Raw genomic sequence first — 23,000 nt, 5'->3', positions numbered from 1 at the left:
CTCAGTCGCTCAGTCGCTCAGTCGCTCAGTCGCTCAGTCGCTCAGTCGCTCAGTCGCTCAGTCGCTCAGTCGCTCAGTCGCTCAGTCGCTCAGTCGCTCAGTCGCTCAGTCGCTCAGTCGCTCAGTCGCTCAGTCGTTCGGTTGGTCGCTCGCTCCGATCAGGTCGGTTCGCGGGCCGCTCCTCCGGACACCGGCGATGGAGCCACCGGCAACCGCACCTCGGGATCCAGCGGTCGGTGCCCTCACGGGGCCGCGCACATCGCCGCCGCCGGGAAAACGGTCCCTGTCACCGGGTGATCTGAATCGGGTGGACTTCCAGGCCGGGAAGCTTCGCGAGCGGGCGCAGGTCGGTGATGGGAGTGTTGGAGAGGTCGAGCCGGCGCAGGCGCGGCAGCCTGGTCAACGGGGTCAGGTCGGTGACGGCCGTGTCGGCGAGGCTGATCGCTTCGAGCCGCTCCGGGAGGCCGCCGAGTTCCACCAGTGCCTTCAGCGTGTCGGAGTCGGCTTCGCGGGGCAGCCGCAGGTTGCGAAGGCCGGTGATCAGGCGGAGCGTGGGCAACGCGGAGACGTGCGGAAGGTCGAGCCAGGTCGAGCCGAGTGCCGCGTCGCCGAGCACCTCGCGGGCGTAGCGCTCGTACTCGCGGCCCCGGCACCAGCCCGCGGCCAGTTCCCGCTGGATCCCGGGGTCGTCGGCGTGACGGAACCGCCTGATGAGGGGGATCGCCTGGTCGGCATCGATCAGTGTCGCGGTGCGGATGACGGCCGGTGCCGTGGCGTTCGTGACGGAGCCCGAGCGTGCCGCGTCCGCGAGAAGGTCGAGGACGAAGTCCCCGGCCTCGGCGATCTCGTCGGCTTCGGCGAGGTCGCGAGGTGGCAGGAACTCCTGGACCGTGTGGCGGATCCGGTCGGTGAGTTCCGGGCACCTGTCGGGGGCGAGGTCCGCGACGCACGCGGCCGCCAGCAGCCACAGCCGGCGACGGTTGTCGCGGCTTCTCCCGGCCCGGTTGACCAGCCCCGACAGCACGTGCCAGGAATCGCGCTCCGCCTCCTGCTCGACCGCCATGATCACCACCTCCTGGTAGGCGGGCAGATGAGCGTGGCTGACGAGGTGCCGGTGGTGCATCTGGTCCAGGAACTCCTGGGCGGCCAGGTGATCCTGGAACCCGGGGAACCGGAATCCGATCCGTACCCCGTCGACGAGTTCCAGGAGGCCGGTCTGCTCCATCATGAGCTGGAGCAGGTAGTCCGCCTGGTGATGGTCCCCGCGTGTCACCCGGTCGATCAGCTTGACCGCTGTCTTCCATGGGAGCGTGTCCTCGCCCTCCATGACCAGCCAGTGGGCGAGCGGAGCGAGAAGGCGGTGCCAGTCGGACCTCTGGCGGATGGACCGCTGTACGTCCCGGCGCTCGATGAGGAAGTCGACGAGAGTGCTCCTGCGGAAGAGCTTCGAACGTGAGCCGCCCAGTTCGTTTCCCCGGAGATGCTGCGCGCTGAGGATCGCGCACATCAGCGGCGACCTGGCCAGCCGCGCGAGATCACGGCGCGCCGCCAGCTCGCCCTTCAGGAGCTGTCCTGATTCCCGCACCTGGTCGGGGTGGTAGGTGTGAGCTCCTTCGGCCACGGCGAGGTGCCAGCGATCGATGAAGCCGTCCACCTGGGCAGGTGTCATCGGCTCCAGTCTCGCGGTCACGAAACCGTGGGCTCGTAATCGCTCGCGCCATGCTTCGTTGACGGCTGCGGGCCTCGATGTCAGCACATAGGACGCGTCCGGGTAATAGGCGAGGAGTTTCTCCAGCCATTTGAGGACGGCCGGGCGGTCCTTGTCGGATATCTCGTCGATACCGTCCAGAAAGATCATTCCCCGGCCGTGCCTCAGGAGATCGGCCACCCAGCGCTCAGGCTTGCCGTCGGCGATCGTATAGGCGACGGCCGCGACGAACTCTTCCACCTGGGGAAGGCGCAGGCGTTTTTCCTCGTCGTGGCAGCGGCGCATTTTGATGAGGAATGGCACCATCGCCGGGGAGTCGTCACCTTCTCGGAGCAGTTCTCCGCGGAGTCCGCGAATGGCCAGATGCCGCAGAGCGGTGGTCTTCCCGGAGCCGGCGTGACCCTCCAGCAGCAGACGGCGTCTGCCGGTGACGGCGTCCTCGACGCGCAGGCCGCTTCCGTTGAGGGCGGTGCCCTCTCCCGTCTCCTGGAGCGAAAGATTCATGTAGGCGGTGCTCAGCCGGTAATTGCGCAGCTCCCAGGGCAGTTCGTCCACACCCCAGAGTTCGATGTGGTCCAGGAAGTGGAGGAGTCCACGCCGGAATTGATCTTCGAACTCCCGGGCCCGTGCTGTCCGCGCCTCGTCGCCGGCGTAAAAAATGATGTTTCCATAAACATCGCGAGCCTGGACGGCGTTACCGTGCACCGTGCCGTCGATCTCGTTGCGCACGTCTTCTGGCATGGAGCCGCTCATGAATCGAGGGTACGCTCCGCGCAGTCCGACTTCCGGAATTTCCGGATCTGAATGAAGATAGCGGTATGTCAAAAAGGGTGCAGGTCTGGTGTGGCGCGGCCGTGGCATTCGCCGTTCTCGTGGGACTCGGCGTTTACTTCCTGTCCGTCGGTCTGGACAGGGCGGACAAGGTCGCGAGTGTGATCGGTGCCTTCGTCGGCCTGGCCGGACTCGGACTGGCTCTGCACGGAATGCTGTCCGCTCCCGCGCAGGCCGTGGGCGGCGTCCACAATGAGATCAGCGGCACGGTTCACGGTGATTCCATCCAAGCCCGGGATATTCATGGCGGAATCACCTTTGGAGGCCCGGACCCATCCTGACGCGCTCGGACGAGGCCCTTCGGGAGAACGAACGGTTTCTTCCGTGGCTCGGAAGGCTGCTCGGCGTTCAGGTCTCACGGAAACGGGCGCCTTTTCGAAGATGGTGTGGGCGTCCGGAGCGGACAGGACGAAGCGACGAAGCGCAGGTCCGTGACCCGGTGGCGAGCCGGAGACACCGGTTCACCACCGGACCGGACACCGCGTACCGGCGTCACCCGGTGCGGCGGTATCTGCCGGGGGCGGTGCCGTACCGGCGTTTGAACGCGCTGGCGAAGGCGAACTCCGACGTGTAGCCGACCCTGGCCGCGACGGCGTGCAGCGGGGCGTCGGACTCCCGCAGGAGCCGGGCGGCGGTGGTCATCCGCCACCACGTCAGGTAGGTCAGCGGCGGCTGGCCGAGCAGGGCGGTGAAGCGGCGGGCGAACGGAGCCCGCGACAGCCCCGCCTCGGCGGCGAGCGTCGCGACGGTCCACGGCCACGCCGGGTCGCGGTGCATGGCCTGCAACGCGGCGGTGGTGGCCGGGTCGTTGAGCGCCGCCGCCCAGCCCGTGGTCTCGGTGGCCGGCCGCCGGTCGAGCCAGGCGCGCAGGATGTGCAGCAGCAGCGTGTCGAGCAGCGCGGGAACGATGGCGTCCGTACCGAGGCGGGGGTGTTCCACCTCGGCGGCGAGCAGGTCCACGGTGGAACGCAGCTCGGGGTGTCGGCCGAGGTGCGCGGGAAGGTGGATGAGCTCGGGCAGATCGTTCAGCAGCGGATGGGCGCGGGCCGGATCGAGGTGGTACCCGCCGCAGAGCGTCACGGCGGACGGCGCCTCGGTGCCGGTGGGGACGCCGACGGTGTCGGTGACGTAGGGCTGGAGGAAGCGGGGGTCGTCCGGGTCACAGTCAAGCGCGGCCGGTGGGGTCGAGGGGCTGTCGGCCAGCGTGTGCCCGCGTCCGTGGGGCCGGAACACCACGTCCCCGGCGACCAGTTGCACCGGGTCGCCGTCCGGCCCGATGAGCCAGCACGGCCCCTGGAGGATCACCTGCAGGCCCGCGGCCCCGGGTATCGTGCCGAACCGCTGCGCCCACGGGGCGTGCCAGGCCACCCGCGCCGAGCGTGGCCGTCCGGTACGCATGACCGCGATCACGTCGCTGAGCACGTCCATACGGCGAGGATATCCTCGCGATATCCCCGTGGAGACGATCGAGTATGAATGAGGGATCTCAGAGCATGGTCCGTCTTCCCTTCCCGCCCGTAGGTTCGATCCGTGAAAGCCATGCGAATCCACCGATACGGTGACGCGTCCGTCATCCGCCACGACGACATCCCCAGGCCGGTGCCCGGCCCGGGGGAGGTGCTGGTCGACGTCGCCGCGACCTCGTTCAACCCGTCCGACGTCGGCCTGCGCCGCGGGCTCCTGCGCTCCGTCTTCCAGCTCGACCTGCCGTACACGCTCGGCGGGGAGGTCGCCGGTACGGTCGTCGAGGTCGGCGACGGCGCGCACTCCCTCGCCGTCGGAGACCGGGTCGTCGGCCGGCTCGACGGCGGCGGTGCCGCGGCCGAGTACGTCACCGCCGCCGCGGACACCCTGGTCGCGGCACCGGCCACCGTTCCGCTCACCCACGCCGCCGCCCTCCCCATCGCCGGTCTCACCGCGTGGCAGGCGGTGTTCGAGCACGCGGGCGTCACGTCCGGGCAGCGGGTGCTCGTCAACGGCGCGGGCGGCGGCGTCGGGGGGTTCGCCGTGCAGCTCGCCAAGTACGCCGGGGCGCACGTCATCGCCACGGCCGGCCCGCGCAGCACCGAGGCGGTCCGCCGGCTCGGCGCGGACCGGATCGTCGACTACACGGCCACCCCCCTCGCCGACGCGCTGGACGAACCGGTGGACGTGGTCCTCCACCTTGTCCCGATCGACGCCGAGCCCCTGATACCGCTGGTCCGGCCGGGTGGTGTCGTCGTGTCCGCAACCCTCCCGGTCACGACCCCCGACGGCTCCCCGGTGACCGCGACGCACTTCGTGGCCCGCAACGACACGAGCCACCTCGCCGCACTGGTCGAGCTCGTCGACGCCGGTGCCGTCCACCTCGACGTCTCCGCGTTCCGCCCGCTCGCCGACCTGGCCTCGGTACACCGCGACGCCGAGTCCGCCCGTACCCGCGGCAAGATCATCCTCGTCCCCTGAAGGAGTCCCCATGACCACCACGCCCGCCTCCCCGGCGACCACACGGCCGCGCACCGGTGCCCTCGCGGTCGGAGGCGCCGTCCTCGCCACGGCGCTGCTGTGGGCCGTCGCACAGCTCCTGGGTGTCGATTTGCGGGTCGATCCCCGCAACGGCCAGCCCCCCGGGGTCATCAGCCTGCCGTTCGCCGCCGTCCTCACCCTCGCCCTCTCCCTGCTCGGCTGGGGTACGCGTGCGCTGCTGGACCGGCTGACCCGCCGGGCACCGGTCATCTGGACCGTGATCGCCGTTCTGGTGTTGCTGGTGTCGTTCCTGCCGCTGTTCGCGGTCGAGGCGACCGGCGGGACCAAGGCCATCCTGGCGCTGATGCATCTCGCCGTCGGCGCGGTACTGATCCCGGTCTTCGGCCGCCGGACAGCGTGATCACCCGCTGTTCGCGGTGCCGGTTCCGGTGATCGCGTCGTGGACCGCGTCGAGGAGCGTGGCGGCCCTCCGGTCCGGTACGCCCTCCTGGATGTGGTTCATGACGTAGCCGAAGGCGAGGCCGTTCGCCGGGTCGGCGAAGCCGAGCGATCCGCCGTAGCCGGGGAACCCGAAGGCGGTCGGGCTGTACCAGAAGGCGTCGGGTGTCGGCAGGCCGAAACCGGTGCCGATCCGGACGGGCACCCGCAGGACGCGGTCGATGCCACTGACCTGTTCCGCGGTCGCCGCGGCCAGGGTGGCGGGGGAGAGAACGCGATGCCCGTCGACCTCGCCGATGAGCGCGGCGTAGAAACGGGCCAGCGCGCGGGCCGTGCAGACGCCGTTGGTCGAGGGCATCTCGGCGGCCTGCTCGGCGGGATCGTCGTGGTTCGGCATAGGCGTGATGACGGACATCGAACGCCTGGTCAGCGAGGTGGGATCGGCGTACGCCTCCATCACCTCGCGCGCGGGCCCGGGAAGGGCGTCCAGGTCGATCCGGGCGAACGCGTCCAGGTCGATCGGGGCGGCGACGATCCGGCTGACCCGGTGCCGCTCGGTCTCCGGCAGCCCGATCCACAGCTCCAGGCCGAGCGGTGCGGCGATCTCCTCGGCGAGGAACGTACCGAGGCTGCGGCCGGTCACCCGGCGGACGACCTCTCCGACCAGCCAGCCGTAGGTGTGCGCGTGGTAGCCGTGGTCGGTGCCCGGCTCCCAGGAGGGGCGCTGCGCGGCCAGCGCGGTCACCATCGGCTCCCAGGCGATCGCCTCCGCCGGGGTGATCGGATGGTCGATCACGGGCAGTCCGGCCTGGTGGGTGAGCAGCCAGCGGACCGGGATGTGCTCCTTCCCGTTCGCCGCGAACTCCGGCCAGTACGCGGCGACGGGCGCGTCGAGGTCCAGCTCGCCCCGCTGGGCCAGCAGGTGCGCGCAGGCGGCGGTGACACCCTTGGTGGTGGAGAACACGACCTGCGCGGTGTCGCGCTCCCAGCGGCGGCCGGTCCCGGGATCGGCGATCCCGCCCCACAGGTCGACGACCTTCCGGCCGTGCAGGTAGACGCCGACCGCGGCGCCCACCTCCTGTCCGCCGGCCAGATTGGCCGCGAACGCCTCACGTACTCCTTCGAATCCTGGCGCGGTGCTTCCACCGATTTCGGGCACGCGTCATCGCCTTTCGTCTGGGTGTGTCGTCTTGTTCGGGGTGTGTTGTCTCGTTCGAGGGCGTCGTGAAGTGCTACCCGCGCCACTTCTCGATGAGCCAGGCGCAGATCTCCGGCTCGGTCATCTCGGGGAACTCCTCGGTGAACGTGACGAGTGCGCGCACCGCCTCGTCCCGGTCCAGGCCGCGCACCGCCGCCACCTTCAGGTACTCCTGGCGTGCGGCGGAAGGACGGCCTCCGCCCGCGCCGCGACCCGGCAGGCCGTCGCGCCACCGCGCGATCTCCTCCAGCCGATCAGCCCGCCAGCCGGGGGCTCCGTCGACCTCGACGTCGGGCTCGGGAAAGGGGTGGTTCGAGTCGCTCGGATAGCGGGAGCGCCACTTGTGCACCGCGTGCCGGCTCACCCCCAGCGCCTCGCCGATGCCGAGAACGCCGAGGAAGTGATCGGTCATGGCGCACCAACTTGTCTGTCCGGCCTCCTCCGTGGGTCCCATTACTACCACGCCCGGGTCGGAGCCCCGCGTCCACAGGACACGTCGAACATCGTCTCCAGCAGAGACGACATTAGAGGAGACGATGAAACGTCGTCAACAACAAAGACAAGGTTTTCCTTCTCGCGCGGAACGCCCCGAGCGTCCTCTCGGCCGCGATGCCCTTGCGGGCCGCCTTCTTCGGCGATGTCGACCGGGTCTCCCGGGTGAAGACCGAGCTCGCGCAGCACCGCCGCCGGCGGGGTCACCTGGTTCTTGCTGGAGACGCGCGCCGGCCCCGTACGCCTGGCACGTGCCCTCTTGCCGCTTTGCCTCGACCGTCACCGGTAAAGGCTGAACAGCATCACGCAGGGGATGTGAGCGACCGCGAAAAGGTGTCGTCCTGTTGTCGGCATCGGTCGGCCAAGAGGCCGGGGCGTGGAAGGGGAGCGGTCGAGGATGCGAGCCGGGGGACGGTCGTCGCGGGCCGGGTCGCGCCGACACCTCGCGGAAGAGCCAATGAACATTTCCGTCGAATAGGCAAATAAACGATAACGCCACTTTTGGAACGATCGATGGAGCCCCATGCTTCTGGGGAGACCCCTATCGATCTACTAGGAGCAAACTCCTGTGGCACCCCCCCGAGTACGTCGGCTGCTCACGGCCATGAGTCTGCCGCTGGTGGTCGCGGCGACGATGACAGCACTGCCCAGCACCGCGAACGCCCTCTCCTCCGACGTCGTCATCTCCGCCGTGTACGGCGGCGGCGGCAACTCCGGAGCGATCTTCAAGAACGACTACATCGAACTGGCCAACACCACCGGCAGCCCCATCGACGTCTCGGGCTGGAGTGTCCAGTACGCCTCGGCCGCGGGCGCCGTCTTCCAGCTCACCAGGCTGACCGGCAGCATCCCCGCGAACGGCAGGTACCTCGTCCAGCAGGCCGCGGGTGCCGCGGGCTCCGTCAACCTGCCCACCCCCGACGCCACCGGCACGATCCCCATGTCGGGCACCTCCGGCGTCGTCGCCCTGGTCACGACCCAGACCCCGCTGGTGGGCTGCGGCATCTCCTGTTCGACCGCTCCGAACGTCAAGGACCTGGTCGGCTACGGCGCGACCGCGAACGTCGAGACTCTCGCCGCCCCCGGGCTCACCAACACCACGGCGATCGCCCGCGTCGGAGCGCTGACCGACACCGACAACAACGCCGCCGACTTCGTCTCCGGCGTGCCGAAGGCCACCAACTCCGCGGGCACCACGGTCACCGCGGGCGACCCGGGCGGCCCCGGCGACCCGGGCGACCCGACCCCCGGCAGCACCCGCATCCACGACATCCAGGGCTCGGGACGGATCTCCCCGATCGTCGGGCAGAACGTCACGAACGTCCCGGGCGTCGTCACCGCCGTCCGCCTGACGGGCAACTCGCGCGGTTTCTGGTTCCAGGACCCGTCCGCCGACGCCGACCCCCTGACCAGCGAGGGCCTGTTCGTCTTCACCGGCTCGACGTCGCCGACGGTCGTCATCGGGGACTCCGTCCTGGTCTCCGGCCGCGTGACCGAGTACCGTCCGGCCACCGGCGCGCAGACCCTCACCGAACTCGGCGGCACGATCAACACCATCAGGCTCAACGGTGGCAACGCGCTGCCCGCCCCCGTCCCGGTCTCCTTCCCCGACGCCTTCACCAAGAGCGGCAGCCTGGAGGCCCAGCCCCTGGAGCCGTCCTCCTACGTGCTGGACTGGCTTGAGATCCACGAGGGCATGCGGATCACCGTCGCCCAGGACACCCGCCTGATCAGCCCGGTCAACACGGAGTTCTCCGAGCTCTGGGTGACACTCAAGCCGGGTCAGAACCCGACCCCGCGCGGTGGTTCCGTCTACACGGGCTACGACGACCCGAACAGCGGCCGGCTGATGATCCTCTCACTGAACGGCGCGCCCGCCGCCAACGTCGGCTCCACGCTGGCCGCCGGAACCACCGGCCCGCTCGACTACCAGTCGTTCGGCGGCTACGTCCTGCAGGCCACCCAGCTCGGCGCGATCACCGAGGGCGGCCTCAAGCGCCAGAAGGTGCTCCCGCCGAAGAAGCAGGGCGACCTGTCCGTCGCGACGTACAACGTCGAGAACCTCGCCGCCACCAACCCGGCCGCCAAGTTCGCGCGACTGGCCGAAGCCGTCGTCACCAACCTCGGCAAGCCCGACATCCTCGCCCTGGAGGAGATCCAGGACAACAACGGCGCCACCAACAACGGCGTCGTCGCGGCCAACGAGACCGTCGCGAAGTTCATCGCGGCGATCCAGGCCGCGGGCGGCCCCGCGTACGACTGGCGCTCCATCGACCCGAACAACGGCACCGACGGCGGCGAGCCGGGCGGCAACATCCGCCAGGTGTTCCTGTTCAACCCCGCGCGCGTGACGTTCGTCGACCGTCCCGGCGGCGACGCCGACACGGCCGTCTCCGTCGTCCGCGAGCGGCCGACCAGCAACCAGGTCTCCCTGTCGGTCTCGCCCGGCCGGATCAACCCGGCCAGCGACGCCTGGGCCTCCAGCCGCAAGCCGCTCGTCGGCGAGTTCCGCTACGACGGTGACAAGCAGCTGTTCGTCGTCGCCAACCACTTCAACTCCAAGGGCGGCGACGCCCCGCTGACCGCAGCCGTGCAGCCCCCGGTCCGGAGCTCCGAGGTCCAGCGCGTCAAGCAGGCCACCGAGGTCCGCGACTTCGTCAAGGACCTCTCCGTCAAGAGCGCGGGCCGCGCCGAGGTCGTCGTCCTGGGTGACATCAACGACTACCAGTTCAGCCCCACCCTCCAGACCCTCACCGAGAACGGCACCCTCCTCAAGACCCTGATCGACACCCTCCCCGTCGACCAGCGCTACAGCTACATCTTCGACGGCAACTCCCAGGTCCTCGACCACATCCTCATCAGCCCCTCCATCAAGGGCTACTCCTACGGCGTCGTCCACATCAACGCCGAGTTCTCCGACCAGGCCAGCGACCACGACCCCCAGGTCCTCCGCATCCTCACCGGCTGCAACGTCGACCCCCTCCCCACCCGCTGCCGCCCCGGCAGCCCGGTGGTGGACGAGTAACCCCTGATTCCGCTGATTCCGCGAAAAGCGCCCGCCCTCCGGGGACGGGCGCTTTTCCCGTTCCGCCCCACCGTCGCCGGATCAAGTACGAGGTGGACGAGGACGGCGTACACCATCGTGACGACCAGCGCGGAGGGCGTCGTGGCGGCGCCATCGGTCCAAGCGGAAGACACCTTGGAGGAGCAGTGCTTACTGTTACCCCATGGTTCCCTTGCCGTTCTGCACCGCCATCGTCGAGTTGACTCAGGCCCAGGGGGAATTCCTCTCCAGCCTCCCGTGTGCCGGACTCGTCGTGGAGCCCTACATGCGGTGCTCGCTGGAGGCGGGACATCGCGGCCGGCACGTCACTCTGGCTCAGGGGTCGTCGATGACGGACTGGTGGGCGACCTGGGGTACCGAGGACATCCACGGGGAGTTTCTGGTGCTTCCGAACTGCTCGATCACCGAGCCGATCACCGAGGACGCGTGCGTCCTACCGGCTGAGCATGTGGGGAAACACAGCTTCGAACTGGTCTGACCGGCTCTTCCCGCCCGGTCCGAGTCGGTCCCTCTCTTCGCGGGTGCTTCGAGACGGGGACGTACGAGCCCTTCTGAAATTACCAGTGGCTCATGTGATATCCACATATAAGCTCATTGAGTGGTGCTTTCCGGGCTTCGACGTGAGATGGTGCTCGCCGCCATCACCGAGTTCGACCAGCTGGGCCGTGACGCCTTTCTCAAGCTGTACGGCTACCGCCCCGCCATCGGCTACTTCCTCGTCCACGATGGCAGGCGGTACGACTCCAAGGCGATCGCCGGAGTCGCGCACCGAGGAGTCGACGGCAGGCCCCTGCGTCCCGGCGAGTTCTCCGGTGGGAACGCCACCGTCGCCCGGGTGCTCGGCGACCTGGGCTTCGAGGTGACGAAACCGGGGCAGGACGCCGAAGTGCCCGCCCTCGAAGACCTCCTGCGGAAGGTCGAGTCGCTCAGGCCCGCTCTGTCTTCCACGACCGGTGAGCGGAAACGGCACCAGCCGTTGACCCTGCTCTGGGCGATCGGCCGCGCGGCCCAGGGCAAGCCACGCCTGCGGCGGTGGGAGAGCACCTACCGCGAGCTCGGACGGCTCATCGAGGAGTTCGGCATCGAGGAGGAGCGCCCCAACCCGGAGTTCCCCGTGCTGTGGCTCCACCACCACGGCCTCTGGGACCTGCCCGGCCACGCGGACGTACCGGCCGCCAGTGGCCGGAACGCGCAGAAGTGGATGAAAGAGCACCAGCCGGACAGCGGCCTGCTGCCGTGGGCGTACGAGATCGTCACCGACCGGGAGGACGTCCGAGCCCAGATCGTCGTGAGGCTGCTCAGCGCGTACTTCCACGGCGTCGACCACAACAGGCTTCTCACCAGGATCGGGCTGGACGCGATGTCCTCCCCGGCCAGTCGTCGCGAGGCCATCGTGGAGCGCGTCATCCGCGACTCCCTGCTCGCCGAGCAGATCAAGCGCGCGCACGACTTCCACTGCCAGATCTGCGGCGACCGTCTCACTCTCCACCGGGGCTTCTACGCCGAGGGAGCCCACATCCGCCCGCTCGGAAAGCCGCACAACGGCCCCGACGAGCCCGGCAACCTGCTCTGCCTCTGCCCCAACCACCACGTCCTGTTCGACCGGGGGATGATCACCATCCAGGCGGACCTCACGGCGACGGACACGGCATCCGGCGCCTCCCTCGGCGGACTCCGCGTCACCGAGAACCACGAGATCAGCCAGGACCACCTGGACTATCACCGGCAGGTCATCGCCAAGCAGAGCTGAGGTTCTTCCGTGCCGTGCCGTGCCGAGTCGGAGGGGCTCGTTTGTCGGCGTGACCATGAGAACCATCGCGGCGGGGTGGGGAGGCCGGCGTCCCGGACAGGGTGGGATCGGGTCCGTGGACGCCGGCCTCTGTGTACGGTCCACGCTCGGCACGGGGGAGTCGTGGGCGTGGACCGGCTCCGGGGTCAGGGGGATCGGGGGACGGTCCCGGCTGCCCCGGAGGTCAGGTGTTGCTGGGTGGGGAGGTCGAACCAGACGGCGGTGCCGAGTTGGCCGGTGCCGCACAGGCGGGTCCATTGGGTGCCGCAGCGTCCGTGGGTGAGTTCGGTGACGATGCGCAGGCCCCGGCCGCCGAGTTCGAGGTCGTCGATGCGCTGAGGGACGGGCGGGGGGCGGTGCAGGAGGTGGTCGATGAGGGTGGTTCCGGCTCCGGCGTCGACGACCTCGGCGCGGACGGGCAGGCCGTGGTCGTGCAGGAGGCGGAGTTCGTAGGGGCCGGGGGCGTAGCGGGTGGCGTTGGTGACCAGTTCGGAGACCACGATCTCCAGCTCGTCGAGCACGTCGGCGGCCATGGGCAGCTTGGCCAGCTGGTTACGGAACACCTCCCGGGCGCGCCGGGCCGCGCTGCCGGGAGGCAGGCACCAGGCGATCATCCGGAAGCGTCCTAACGGTTTGCCGCGTTCGTCGAAGGGCTGGGCGAGAGTGTCGTCGCGTCTCGTCGAGGCAAGAGGATCTTTGTTTGGAGATTCATCCATGGACGGCCAGAAATTCGAAGGATTCACTGGTTCATGCCATCCCTTCTTTTCGCGTTGCCGTAGACCGGGCCGGTAATCCCCGCTTGACTGGACGACAGAAGAGTGCGCCTTTCTGAGGGCCTGCCGTAGCGCGCGCAAGGGGGCGCAAATGTGCACTCGGGAGGAGGGGGAATGACGGGACAGGCACCCAATGACCGATTGGCCCGACTTATTAAAGAAGCCGGTTTTTCCCGTAAGTCGTTCGCTCGAGCGGTCCGAGACTCATCGGGGAGCGCCGGAGCTCCTATCAACTGTGATCACACATCGGTGAGCCGATGGCTGAACGGTATGCAGCCTCGTACCGACACCGCTGGGCTGATCATCGCGATGTTGAGCCGAACCTTGGGGCGTACGATCGCCCTCTCCGACGCCGGTCTGGCATCCTCGGCCAAGCCGCCTGTGGATCTGGGATTGGCCTATCCCGAGACGCTGGCCGAAGGAGTAGAGACGGTCATGCAACTGTGGCAGGCCGACCTCGATGAGGCATCGGTCGTGCTCAACGGACAAATCCGCGCACGAGCATGGAGTGACGCTTCCCTGGCCTGGCTTCTTACGATGCCGCTGTCCGCCGATGAAAAAGAGGCTCGGATAGGGGAGGCCGACATCGCGAGATTCCGTGTCACGGTCGACCTGTTCGCGCAGATGGACAATCGCTTCGGAGGGGAGCATGCGCGACGTTCTTTCATCCACTATCTAAGTACGGACGCCACCCGCCTTCTGGACGGTCGAACTTCAGGAAAGACGAGTCCTCGCCTGGTCTCCGCGGTAGCAGAAGCCACCCTTCTGGCCGCCTGGATGTCATATGACAGCGGCTTGCATGCTCTGGCCCAGCGCTACTTCATCCAAGCCCTCGGCCTGGCTCAGGCAGCGGACGACCGGCTGCTGGCCGCCGGTGTTCTCGATGCCATGAGCCACCAGGCCACCTTCGTCGGCCGATATCGTGAAGCCGTCAACCTGGCCCGAGCAGCACGCCAGGGGACAGCGGGGGTGGCCACCCCGACGATGACCGCGCACTTCCACACGATGGAGGCCAGAGCGCTGGCACGCCTGGGTGATGCCCCGGCCTGTGATCGCGCTCTGACTCAGGCCACACGGGAGTTCGAGCGGCGGAACCCCGATGACGACCCTGACTGGATCGGCTACTTCGATGAGGCCGAACTGGCCGCCGAGTTCGGTCACTGCTTTCGCGACCTGGGACGCCCGGCAGCGGCCAACCAGTACGTGACCCCGTGCGTCAGGACCGGCCGGGACGGCGAGTATCTGCGAAGCGACTTCTTCGCCACGATGGTTCTCGCGGACGCGCACCTTGGCGCGGGGGAGGTAGAGCAGGCATGCCTGGTTGCACTGGACGCACTGAAAGTCGGCGAGCAGTTACGCTCGGCCCGCTGTGCGAGCTATCTTCGCGAGTTCTCGGTACGACTCGTACCAGCGGTCACCTTCGCGCACCTTGGAGACTTCTACGAACAGGCTGCGGATTTTTCCCTGTGGCAGCAGGCGACGATGGCTCAGTAGGGCTCCCAATCGTCTCGTCCGGCGCCGGTCCTCAACGACCGGATCCGCTTGCGTACTTCTGAGGCGGCCCGCTCGTCCTGACCGGCCTTCTGGCCGAGCCAGGTGACCATGAGAAACTCCCGGACATCGCCCAGGACCCGGTATCCGGGCCAGCGCATCACGTCGAAGCCGTAAGCCCGTGTGTGGGCGTCGTACTCCTGGGCGGTGTGCCAGCCGAAGCGGTCGTAGTAGATCGCGGTGAGGACGAGATCCCATTCGCGAGGTCCCAGGGCGAAGCCGTCCAGATCGAGGAGCACCGGGCGGCCCGTACGATCGCGGATGACGTTGCCCACGTTCGCGTCCCCGTGAATCACACCCTGGGGAAGCTCGAAACTCAGCGCCGCGTAGGCATCGCCGAGCTGAGCGAGCCGCTCGCGCAGGAACGAGGCGTCCTCGGAACTGAACCAGGCGTTGCTCGCGATCCGGCGTTCCACCCGCGAGAAGGGCTCCATCCGGGGGAGCCGTAACCCCGCCGGTGCTTCCATCGTGTGGAGCCTGGCGAGCAGGGTGCCCAACTCGGCGGGCGAGGCGTAGTCCTCGACCTCGGAGATGGACTCCCAGAACGTGACAACGCGTCCGTCCACGGCGAGGGGCTGGTCGAGAGGGAGCGCACGGACGGCGGGGAAGCCCTCGATGGCCAGCCAATTGGCTACCGCGACTTCCTTCCGAGCATCATCTATGTGTTCCGCCGTCCGGCCGATGCGCGCGACCACGGGTGAAGCCAGGCGGTAGACCGCGTTCTCCCCGAGCCGGATCAGCAGAGCGTTCGACGGCTCAAGCCCGACTCGTGCACATGCTCGCAGAAGCGTGGCCTTGGTGCTCTTAGGGGTGAAGGGAGATCCGGGGCGATCAGCGGGCGATACGGCCGTTTGACTCTCGGTCATGAACCGAACGCTATCCCCTGAGCCGGGAACCGACTCCAGCACCCGCGACCCGCGTCTCTGACAGTGGTCATCGGCCACGCCTTAGAAGTGGGCATTCACCTGCCGGATGAACGTGAGCCAATCGCCTGGCCGAGGGTTCTTGTATCCGCTGCGCTCCAAGGTCAGGGCAAGGGTTTTCCTGAGCGGACGGGGTGACTGCATGATGGCTTCGTTCCGCTCCGCGAGCCTGAACGTCTCCTGCTCTGTGGGGAGCCGGTTGCTCTTGCGGTTGTTGCACTCCGCGTGCGCGGGAGCCAGGTTCCAGATCGCGTCCAGGTCGGGTGTCGTCCCCCTGCCGCCGGAGGGAAGAAGTCTCCTGAACGAGAGAGGGAACACGTGGTCGACGGCGATGTCGTCGACGCCCACCGTGATGGGGTCCGCGCAGATCATGCAGAGCCCCTGCTGGAAGCCGATGACCGCGTCCGTGACGCCCGTGACCGATCGGCGGCGTTGTTTGTCGGTGATCTGCAGGGTGGTCATGTCCACGGCGACACCCTCATCGATCAGGCTCTGGCCGATTCCGACGGCGAAGGATGTCTCCACGATGCTCCAGCGGGCCGACAGCTCGCCTCGCAGGGTCGGGGCCTGCTCCGACCGGGCGATGTCGCGGAGTTCCCTGCTCAGCCGGACGACCTGCCCGGGGGAGCGGCCCGTCACCTCGTAGAAGCGGTGCGGTACCTCCACTCCTCCACTGGGGAGGTTGTGAAACTTCTGCATCACCATCCCGGTCATGGACGGCATGGCCGCCGCCAGGAGTTCTTCGGTGGGGTGGCCGAGCTTGAGCGATTCGGTGGCCTCCCGCTTGGCTACTGAGAGGAAATCCCTCTCTCCTCGTTCCTCCTTCTCAGATGCCTGCGGTGCCTGGCCGAGATGCCGTACCAGCTCCATCGCGTACGGCACCGCCAGATCCCGGAGCAGGATCTCCGACCGGTCTTCGGCGGCGGCGTCCAGGAGCGCGGCGCCGAGGGCGAACTTGTAGGTACGGGTGTTCTTTCCCAGCAACACGGCCATGCGCCACGAGGACCGTGGGCTCCGCTCCCAGTAAGAAAGATCCATCCGCCGCCACCCTTGGTGTGTATTTGCCGAAATACAGGCTATTTTCACCGCTCGTGCAGGGAAGCGCGCACGGAGGAGGGGCCCGGTAGCCTCTGGGACTTCCGAAGGAAGCTGTGTGGGTATGGAGGAGTGATCTGACGTGGGGAAACTCGTGCGGGACAGGATTCCGGAGATCATTCGTGCGGGTGGCGGTGACCCGGTGGTGACCGTTCTCGGGGACGCCGACTATCGCGAGGCGCTGCTGGAGAAGCTTTTCGAGGAGGCGACGGAACTTCGCGGGGCTTCGGCGGCCGGGGTGGCGGAGGAGATCGCCGACGTGCTCGAAGTCCTGCGGGCCGTCGCCCATGTCCACGGATACGAGTGGTGGGACATCGAGAAGGCCGCGGAGGTCAAACGAACCGAGCGGGGCGCGTTCCTCGAACGGCTCCACCTAGGCTGAGAGTGCCGGTAGAGCCGGCCCTATGGCCTCAGGAGCGACAGACAAGGCGGCGTTGCGCGTACGTCGTTCGGCGCGCTTGGCGCCTGCCGGTGTGGAGTAGTCAGGGGCGGCCCGTGAGAGGTGACCTCTCAGGATGGCGTTCCGTAGCGGGTGGCGATCGTGGTGGCGCGGTTGTGCAGGGAGTCGCGCAGCCACTGTGGGGTCAGGGCTTCCGCGTTCGTGCTGAGCTGCCACAGCGCCCATTCGGCGTGTCTCGGATCCTGGAAGGTCACCTCCATTCGCAGTCGGCCGTCCGGGTCGGCCTCTTCGGAGTGGACAGCCAGTGCGGTGCCCACCAGGTCCTCCCGTCGCGCCGGGTCCACTCGTAGCAGTACGGCGACCTGGTCGCCGCCGGTCCGGAACCGTGTGCTGCGTTCCTGCCAGGCCCGGTCCAGGTCGACCCGGTCCGGTCGCTGGGCGGGTTCGGCGAGTTCCGTGGCGGCCAGGATTCGAGAGAGCCGGTAGGTGCGGTCCGCTCCGGACCTCGTGGCGAGCAGGTAGCCCCGCTCACGTACGGTGACCAGGCCGATCGGGTCCACCGTGCGCCACTGCGGGCTCTGGTCCGCGGCCGCGTAGTGGATACGCAGCCGGTGTCCGGCGAACACCGCGCGCAGGACCTCGGCCGCTACGGCGTCGGGCACCTCCTCGGCGGCCAGCCGGCGCGAGAGGAGGTCGGTCTCCGGGTCGATGAGCAGTCGCCCGGCCGCGCCGGCCGCGGTGTGCCGATAGCTCTCGGGGAGCGCGTCGACCACCTTGAGCATCGCCGAGGCGAGCGCCGAGCCGAGGCCGAACGCCTGCGCGCCGCGCCGTGATCCGGCGACCAGCAGGGCGAGGGCCTCGTCGGGGTTCAGTCCGGTGAGCTCGGTCCGGAAACCGGGCAACAACGCGAAACCGCCGTGCCGGCCGCGTTCGGCGTAGACCGGGACACCGGCCGCGGACAGCGCCTCGATGTCGCGCAGCACGGTGCGAGTGGACACCTCAAGCTCGCGGGCGAGCGCCGCCGCCGAGAGCCGACCGTGCTGCCGCAGCAGCAACACCAGCGAGACCAACCGGTCGGCACGCATGCGGGAACTTTAACCGAGATATACGACACAAGATGTCGTGATTAGTTGGCAGGCTCGTCAGCGCGGTCAAAGGGATGTCGGCCACCGAGCCGATCAACGTGCGTGATGTCGACGAATCGAATGGAGCGAATGTGGCAATGGAGCGAACGGCGGTCAACCCGTGGGCGTGGTCGACGGAGCTGGGGTACAACCAGGGGGAGATCGTCTCCGGGCACACCCGGACCCTGTACCTCTCCGGGCAGGCCGCGATGAGCGGCGACGGCAAGCCCCAGCACGCCGACGACATGGCGGCGCAGCTGGAGCTGAGCCTCGACAACCTGGAGGCCGTGCTCGGCGAAGCGGGCATGTCCCTCGCGAACCTCGTCCGGCTCAACGTCTACACCACCGACGTCGATCGCCTCTTCCAGCACTACGGCGTACTGGCGTCACGGCTGGGCGCCGCCAGGGTGGCACCGTCCACCACGATGCTCGGGGTGACCCGGCTGGCGATCCCCGACCTGATGGTCGAGATCGAGGGGACAGCCGTCGCGTGACGCGACCTCGCCGCCTCCGGCAGAGCTGCCGGAGGCGGCACGACCAACAGGCGGGTGGGTGATTTCCGGTGCTCGGAATGGTGACAATCGGCGTCTACGGTTTCGACGGCGAGTCCTTCCTGCGACGACTGCGGCAGGCGGACGTTCGTCTGCTGCTCGACGTACGCCAGCGGCGCGGTGTCCGCGGACCCGAGTACGCCTGGGCGAACTCCCGCCGGCTGCAGGCGGCCCTCGCCCATGCCGGGATCGCCTACGAGCACCACCTTGAGCTCGCCCCGACCACCGAGTTACGCCGGCTCCAGTACGCCGAGGACGACCGTCGCGGGGTCGGCAAGCGCTCGCGCCGCGAGCTCGCCGTCGAGTACGCCCGCCGCTACACCACCGAGATCCTCGACCGCGCCGACCTCATGCCGATCGTGTCGGCGCTGCCGGGCGGCGGAACCGCGGCGCTGCTCTGTGTCGAGCGCGACGCCGAGGCCTGCCACCGCTCGTTGATCGCCCAGCGGCTGACCGAGCGGCACCACGTCACGGTCGAGCACCTGCGCCCGCTGTGACGCGCGAATTCCCATGAGGAACACAGCGTTAGGGACGGGGCGCCGCGATCATGGCGGTTGTCTCCATGGGCAGCTCGGCGACCCGTTCGACGTCCAGACCGGCCCGGTCCAGCATCTCCGTGAACCTGTCGAGGGTGCGGTGCTGGCCGCCGGTTATCATCAGGAGCTGCAGATCCCACAGAGCGGGCAGCACGGTGGAGTCCTCGTCCACGACAAGACGATCGATGACCAGCAGTCGCGACGAGGAGCCCTCCATGGCACGCCGGCAGTTCTCGAAGACCTCGACGACCGCGTCGTCCTCCCAGCCCGCCAGCACCCGGCAGAGGATGTAGACGTCCCCGCCCGCCGGGACGGCTTCGAACATGTCACCCGCGACCAATTCGACGCGGTCCAGCCCGACCGTGGCGGCCAGGTGCTCCCGCGCCGCGGGCATCATGTGTTCGCGGTCGAAGAGCGTGCCCCTGGCGTCCGGTGTGGCGCCCAGGATCGCGGTGAGCAGCTGCCCGCCTCCTCCGCCCACGTCCACGACCTTCTTGCCGGAGAAGTCGAAGATCTCCGGCACCTGGTCGAAGAACATGTTCGCGGTGTTCATGTTGCGCTGGAAACGCTTGGCGATGTCCTTGTCGTGACTGAGATAGCTGTAAAACGACTGGCCGTAGGCCACTTCGAAACCCGAGCTGACCGTGCTGATGGCGTGGGGGGCGTGACTCCAGGCGGTGTAGTATTCCTCGCCGTGGAGCAGGCACATGTCGCGTAGGGACTGAGGGCCGTCGAGTAGTGCCGCACCCATAGCGGTATTCCGGTAACCGGTCCGCTCGTTGCCCTCGAATACGCCCATGGCCACCAGAAGTCGCATCAGGCGGTGAATGCCCTCTTCCTGCGCCCCGGTCGATTCGGCGAGTTCGCCGCAGGTGGTCCGGCCGGCTTCGATATGGTCCGGCAGTCCGAGTTTGACCGCGGTGTAGAGGGCCTGCGCCCGCCACCCCCCGGTGATCATTTCAATCACATTCCGAGTCGTTTGAACGTCGACCGTCATTCCGACCTCCCGACCTTCCGACAGAGTTCCTAACAGTACCGATCAAGGACAGGCGCCGGAAGATGACAATCCGGTCGCTAATTCGGTCCCCGCCGGTCCCTGCCGGTTTTCGGCATCTGTGACCACGCTCGGTCACCACCGAAAGTGGGCCGGAGTCGATGGACGCCGTGAACGGCAGCGCGCCCGGCATGGTCGTGCCCGGCGTTCCCCCAGCCCTGCTCGCCGGGGTTGAGCTTGGGCGGGTGGGCGGGTAGAAGGAACAGCTTGGGCTCACCGCCGCCGCCGTCACCATCTGACGTCGAACGCTCACGGAGGGCCTTGATTTCCTTCATGGACGTCCTGCGGTGCGAAGGGTGACGCCCTGGATATGTCGAGAATCCGAGAGGGGGTGTCGGTGGATTCCCTCGCTCCGTCATGTGTACGGCGTATGGCTGTTCCTCGAACGTGGCTCGTCACCCCTTTAATGCCATGAATTTACCGTTTATTGTCAGGTCCGGAAGCCGGGAATTGCCTTGGTTCTGGAGCTGTAGTACCGGCTCCCATTCGGCGTTCGAATCGGCCGCTCGGCCCGCGATCTTTTCACCGTTGACAGGCGCCACCTTCAGAGTGTTATGTGGTCCTTAACGTCGATCCGGACGGCAAAAAACAGGCAGGGGTCCAGGCAGCTTCGATCCGGACGGCAAAACGGGGTCCAAGCGTCGCGGCAAGACATCTTATTTCCACCATGCCGTCACCTCTGGTTTAGGGAGCTGCCATGAAGAGAATCTCCTGCGGATTATCGGTCTTCATCACAGCCCTTCTGCCGGTGGTTGGCTATCTCGTCGGTCCCGTCTTCGTCCGAGTGACCGTGGCGACCGGCGTCACGACGCGGGTGGACATCAGCGGATGGCGAGTCGCCGGCACATCGCCGCGCAGGCTCCGGCCGGTGCTCGCCGGAGTCGCCTGAAAGCCACCATCTCCCATCTCCCGTTGAGACCTCTCCGGACCGGACCAAGACCAGACCATCGACTCCCCACGCGTCTTGGGCGCCGTCACGCCCGGTCGCCCGGCCGGGCTGCCCGCTTGAGCCCGAGCCGGTCGAGTTCTCGCGTGCCGACCCGGCCCGGTCGCGTCAGAGGCCGCGCCACGAGCGCGCCGGTTCCGGTCGGCGCACTGATCGACTCCAACCTTGACCCGTGTCCCGCACCGTGCGCATGAGACGTAGGAAGGTACAACGATGTGTGGAATCGCTGGCTGGGTCTCGTTCGATCGGGATCTGACCCGGCACCGGGCGGACCTCGACGCGATGACGGCGACGATGGCCTGCCGTGGACCGGACGCCGAGGGCACCTGGCTCGATCGGCACGCGGGGCTGGGCCACCGAAGACTGGCGGTCATCGATATCGAAGGTGGCGGCCAGCCCATGTCGGTGCGTACCGACGACGGTGAGGTGACGATCACCTACAGCGGCGAGACCTACAACTTCGACGAGCTCCGGAGTGAGCTGCTCCGTCGTGGCCACCGGTTCCGGACCCGCAGCGACACCGAGGTGGTGCTGCACGGCTACCTGGAGTGGGACGAAGCGGTCGCCGAACGGCTCAACGGCATGTACGCCTTCGCCGTCTGGGATGCCAGGGCCGACAAGCTCGTCATGATCCGTGACCGGATGGGCATCAAGCCGCTCTACTACTCCGGTACCGCTGACGGGGTGCTGTTCGGTTCCGAGCCGAAGGCGATCCTCGCCAACCCGCTGGCGGACCGCGCGGTCGACCTCGACGGCCTGCGCGCGGTGTTCAGCTTCACCCAGCCGCCCGGAGGCGCGGTGTGGTGCGGGATGCGCGAGGTGGCACCGGGTGGCGTGGTCGTCGTCGATCGCGCCGGTCTGCGGGAACGTCGCTATTGGACCCTGCGGACCCGTGCGCACACCGATGACCGGCAGACCAGCGTTGACACCGTGCGCTCGTTACTCGAGGACATCGTGCGCCGTCAACTGGTCGCCGACGTGCCGCGCTGCACGCTGCTCTCCGGTGGGCTGGACTCCAGCGTGACCACCGCGCTGGCCGCCGCACAACTCGCCGAGCACGGCGAGCGGGTACGCAGCTTCGCGGTGGATTTCGTCGGGCAGGCGGAGAACTTCGTCGGCGACCACCTGCGCGGCACGCCGGACGCCCCCTACGCGCGTGAGGTGGCCGAGCACGTCGGCTCGCGGCACCAGAACATCATGCTCAAGCATTCCGAGCTGGCCGATCCGGCGATGCGCCGTACGGTGATCACCGCGCGGGACAGCCCGTTCAGCCTCGGTGAGATGGACGCCTCGCTGTACCTGCTGTTCAAAGCCATTCGTGAGCACTCCACGGTCGCCCTGTCCGGGGAGTCCTCCGACGAGGTCTTCGGCGGGTACAGCTGGTTCCACCAGCCCGAGACACAGGCAGCGGACACCTTTCCGTGGACGGCCGTTTTCGTGACCGGCGCGCGAGCCCAGGTATCCGACCGGTTCAACGCCGAGCTCACCGCCGCCCTCGACCTGCCCGGCTATATCCGCGACCAGTACGCCGGCGCGGTCGCCGAGGTCGAGCGGGCCGACGGTGAGACCGACCACGAGAGGCGGATGCGGGTGATCTCCTACCTGCATCTGACGCGGTTCGTCCGAATGCTCCTGGAGCGCAAGGACCGGATAAGCATGGCCGTCGGGCTGGAGGTCCGGGTCCCCTTCTGCGACCACCGGCTCGTGGAGTACGTCTACAACACCCCGTGGTCGCTGAAGGCCTTCGACGGCAGGGAGAAAAGCCTGCTCCGCGCCGCGAGCGCCGACCTGCTTCCCCAGTCGGTGCTGTATCGGGTGAAAGCCCCCTACCCGGCCACGCGAGACCCGCTCTACACCAGCGCCCTGCTGCAGCAGGCCAAGGAACTCCTCACGACCGACGATCCGGTGTTCGAGCTCGTCGACCGCGGCTGGCTGGACGATGTCGCGCGGCAGGACCCGGCCACGATGCCGATCTACGTCCGCAACGGTATCGAGCGAGTCCTCGATCTGAGCACCTGGCTGGACATCTACCGCCCCCGGCTCCGGCTGCTCTGACACCTC

Annotated in this window: 21 protein-coding genes; 12 read left to right on the top strand and 9 right to left on the bottom strand. The window is 68.1% G+C overall.

The window, feature by feature from the left end:
- Nucleotides 1-286: 286 nt before the first annotated feature.
- Nucleotides 287-2,461 (bottom strand): NACHT domain-containing protein, encoded by a 2,175-nt coding sequence (locus tag ABD817_RS09200; RefSeq protein ID WP_344917032.1) that lies wholly within the window; start codon nucleotides 2,459-2,461, stop codon nucleotides 287-289.
- A 65-nt stretch (nucleotides 2,462-2,526) separates the two neighbouring features.
- Between ABD817_RS09200 and ABD817_RS09195 the strand changes: the two genes are divergently transcribed.
- The gene (locus ABD817_RS09195; RefSeq protein WP_344917030.1) at nucleotides 2,527-2,820 is read left to right on the top strand and encodes a hypothetical protein; all 294 of its coding nucleotides are present in this window, start codon (nucleotides 2,527-2,529) and stop codon (nucleotides 2,818-2,820) included.
- A gap of 211 nt (nucleotides 2,821-3,031) precedes the next feature.
- Here the strand turns inward: ABD817_RS09195 and ABD817_RS09190 are convergent, their stop codons facing one another.
- Nucleotides 3,032-3,967, bottom strand: a complete 936-nt coding sequence (locus tag ABD817_RS09190) for an AraC family transcriptional regulator (protein ID WP_344917028.1) — start codon at nucleotides 3,965-3,967, stop codon at nucleotides 3,032-3,034.
- Nucleotides 3,968-4,078: 111 nt separating this feature from the next.
- Here ABD817_RS09190 and ABD817_RS09185 point away from each other — a divergent pair, with 111 nt between their 5' ends.
- Nucleotides 4,079-4,984, top strand: coding sequence for an NADP-dependent oxidoreductase (locus ABD817_RS09185; RefSeq protein ID WP_344917267.1), 906 nt, complete (start codon nucleotides 4,079-4,081; stop codon nucleotides 4,982-4,984).
- A gap of 10 nt (nucleotides 4,985-4,994) precedes the next feature.
- Entirely contained in the window at nucleotides 4,995-5,405 is a 411-nt protein-coding gene (locus tag ABD817_RS09180) for a DUF6069 family protein (protein WP_344917026.1), read from the top strand.
- Here the strand turns inward: ABD817_RS09180 and ABD817_RS09175 are convergent, their stop codons facing one another.
- Together ABD817_RS09175 and ABD817_RS09170 are read right to left on the bottom strand one after the other, a co-directional pair.
- Entirely contained in the window at nucleotides 5,406-6,602 is a 1,197-nt protein-coding gene (locus ABD817_RS09175) for a serine hydrolase domain-containing protein (protein WP_344917023.1), read from the bottom strand.
- 73 nt (nucleotides 6,603-6,675) lie between these two features.
- Nucleotides 6,676-7,053 carry a hypothetical protein gene (locus ABD817_RS09170; protein WP_344917020.1) on the bottom strand — a complete coding sequence of 126 codons (378 nt, stop codon included), beginning with the start codon at nucleotides 7,051-7,053 and terminating at the stop codon, nucleotides 6,676-6,678.
- Between the two features lie 684 nt (nucleotides 7,054-7,737).
- Here ABD817_RS09170 and ABD817_RS09165 point away from each other — a divergent pair.
- The 3 genes from ABD817_RS09165 to ABD817_RS09155 all read left to right on the top strand — a co-directional run bounded on the left by ABD817_RS09165 (nucleotide 7,738) and on the right by ABD817_RS09155 (nucleotide 11,947).
- Nucleotides 7,738-10,158 (top strand): lamin tail domain-containing protein, encoded by a 2,421-nt coding sequence (locus ABD817_RS09165; RefSeq protein WP_344917018.1) that lies wholly within the window; start codon nucleotides 7,738-7,740, stop codon nucleotides 10,156-10,158.
- A gap of 202 nt (nucleotides 10,159-10,360) precedes the next feature.
- Nucleotides 10,361-10,675, top strand: a complete 315-nt coding sequence (locus ABD817_RS09160; protein WP_344917016.1) for a hypothetical protein — start codon at nucleotides 10,361-10,363, stop codon at nucleotides 10,673-10,675.
- Between the two features lie 120 nt (nucleotides 10,676-10,795).
- On the top strand, nucleotides 10,796-11,947 hold the full coding sequence (locus tag ABD817_RS09155; RefSeq protein ID WP_344917014.1) for an HNH endonuclease: 1,152 nt from the start codon (nucleotides 10,796-10,798) through the stop codon (nucleotides 11,945-11,947).
- Nucleotides 11,948-12,132: 185 nt separating this feature from the next.
- On the opposite strand, the gene ABD817_RS09150 is transcribed toward ABD817_RS09155, so the two are convergent.
- On the bottom strand, nucleotides 12,133-12,600 hold the full coding sequence (locus tag ABD817_RS09150; protein WP_344917012.1) for an ATP-binding protein: 468 nt from the start codon (nucleotides 12,598-12,600) through the stop codon (nucleotides 12,133-12,135).
- A 273-nt stretch (nucleotides 12,601-12,873) separates the two neighbouring features.
- On the opposite strand from ABD817_RS09150, the gene ABD817_RS09145 reads away from it, so the two are divergent.
- Entirely contained in the window at nucleotides 12,874-14,253 is a 1,380-nt protein-coding gene (locus ABD817_RS09145) for an NsdA family TPR-like regulatory protein (protein WP_486389318.1), read from the top strand.
- Here the strand turns inward: ABD817_RS09145 and ABD817_RS09140 are convergent.
- Both ABD817_RS09140 and ABD817_RS09135 read right to left on the bottom strand, forming a co-directional pair.
- Nucleotides 14,247-15,176, bottom strand: coding sequence for a phosphotransferase enzyme family protein (locus ABD817_RS09140; protein ID WP_344917008.1), 930 nt, complete (start codon nucleotides 15,174-15,176; stop codon nucleotides 14,247-14,249). The genes ABD817_RS09145 and ABD817_RS09140 overlap by 7 nt on opposite strands.
- Nucleotides 15,177-15,257: 81 nt before the next feature.
- Nucleotides 15,258-16,271 (bottom strand): HNH endonuclease, encoded by a 1,014-nt coding sequence (locus tag ABD817_RS09135; protein WP_344917006.1) that lies wholly within the window; start codon nucleotides 16,269-16,271, stop codon nucleotides 15,258-15,260.
- Nucleotides 16,272-16,410: 139 nt separating this feature from the next.
- Between ABD817_RS09135 and ABD817_RS09130 the strand changes: the two genes are divergently transcribed.
- Nucleotides 16,411-16,710: a nucleoside triphosphate pyrophosphohydrolase gene (locus ABD817_RS09130; protein ID WP_344917004.1), complete on the top strand. Its 300-nt coding sequence runs from the start codon at nucleotides 16,411-16,413 to the stop codon at nucleotides 16,708-16,710.
- A gap of 128 nt (nucleotides 16,711-16,838) precedes the next feature.
- Here the strand turns inward: ABD817_RS09130 and ABD817_RS09125 are convergent, their stop codons facing one another.
- Nucleotides 16,839-17,813, bottom strand: a complete 975-nt coding sequence (locus tag ABD817_RS09125; protein WP_344917002.1) for a helix-turn-helix transcriptional regulator — start codon at nucleotides 17,811-17,813, stop codon at nucleotides 16,839-16,841.
- Nucleotides 17,814-17,950: 137 nt separating this feature from the next.
- On the opposite strand from ABD817_RS09125, the gene ABD817_RS09120 reads away from it, so the two are divergent.
- Nucleotides 17,951-18,346 carry a RidA family protein gene (locus ABD817_RS09120; protein WP_344917265.1) on the top strand — a complete coding sequence of 132 codons (396 nt, stop codon included), beginning with the start codon at nucleotides 17,951-17,953 and terminating at the stop codon, nucleotides 18,344-18,346.
- Between the two features lie 77 nt (nucleotides 18,347-18,423).
- Nucleotides 18,424-18,900: a DUF488 family protein, N3 subclade gene (locus tag ABD817_RS09115; protein ID WP_344917000.1), complete on the top strand. Its 477-nt coding sequence runs from the start codon at nucleotides 18,424-18,426 to the stop codon at nucleotides 18,898-18,900.
- Between the two features lie 28 nt (nucleotides 18,901-18,928).
- On the opposite strand, the gene ABD817_RS09110 is transcribed toward ABD817_RS09115, so the two are convergent.
- Nucleotides 18,929-19,897, bottom strand: a complete 969-nt coding sequence (locus ABD817_RS09110; protein WP_344916998.1) for a methyltransferase — start codon at nucleotides 19,895-19,897, stop codon at nucleotides 18,929-18,931.
- 793 nt (nucleotides 19,898-20,690) lie between these two features.
- On the opposite strand from ABD817_RS09110, the gene ABD817_RS09105 reads away from it, so the two are divergent.
- Complete coding sequence (locus ABD817_RS09105; RefSeq protein WP_344916996.1) at nucleotides 20,691-20,882, top strand: hypothetical protein; 192 nt, start codon at nucleotides 20,691-20,693, stop codon at nucleotides 20,880-20,882.
- Between the two features lie 270 nt (nucleotides 20,883-21,152).
- The gene (gene asnB, locus ABD817_RS09100) at nucleotides 21,153-22,994 is read left to right on the top strand and encodes an asparagine synthase (glutamine-hydrolyzing) (protein WP_344916994.1); all 1,842 of its coding nucleotides are present in this window, start codon (nucleotides 21,153-21,155) and stop codon (nucleotides 22,992-22,994) included.
- Nucleotides 22,995-23,000: the final 6 nt, after the last annotated feature.

It is taken from the genome of Streptosporangium oxazolinicum, from assembly GCF_039537505.1.
GTDB classification, from domain to species: Bacteria; Actinomycetota; Actinomycetes; order Streptosporangiales; family Streptosporangiaceae; genus Streptosporangium; species Streptosporangium oxazolinicum.
The sequence above is the reverse complement of the archived record's forward strand: the minus strand, read 5'-3'. Positions and strand labels throughout refer to the sequence as shown.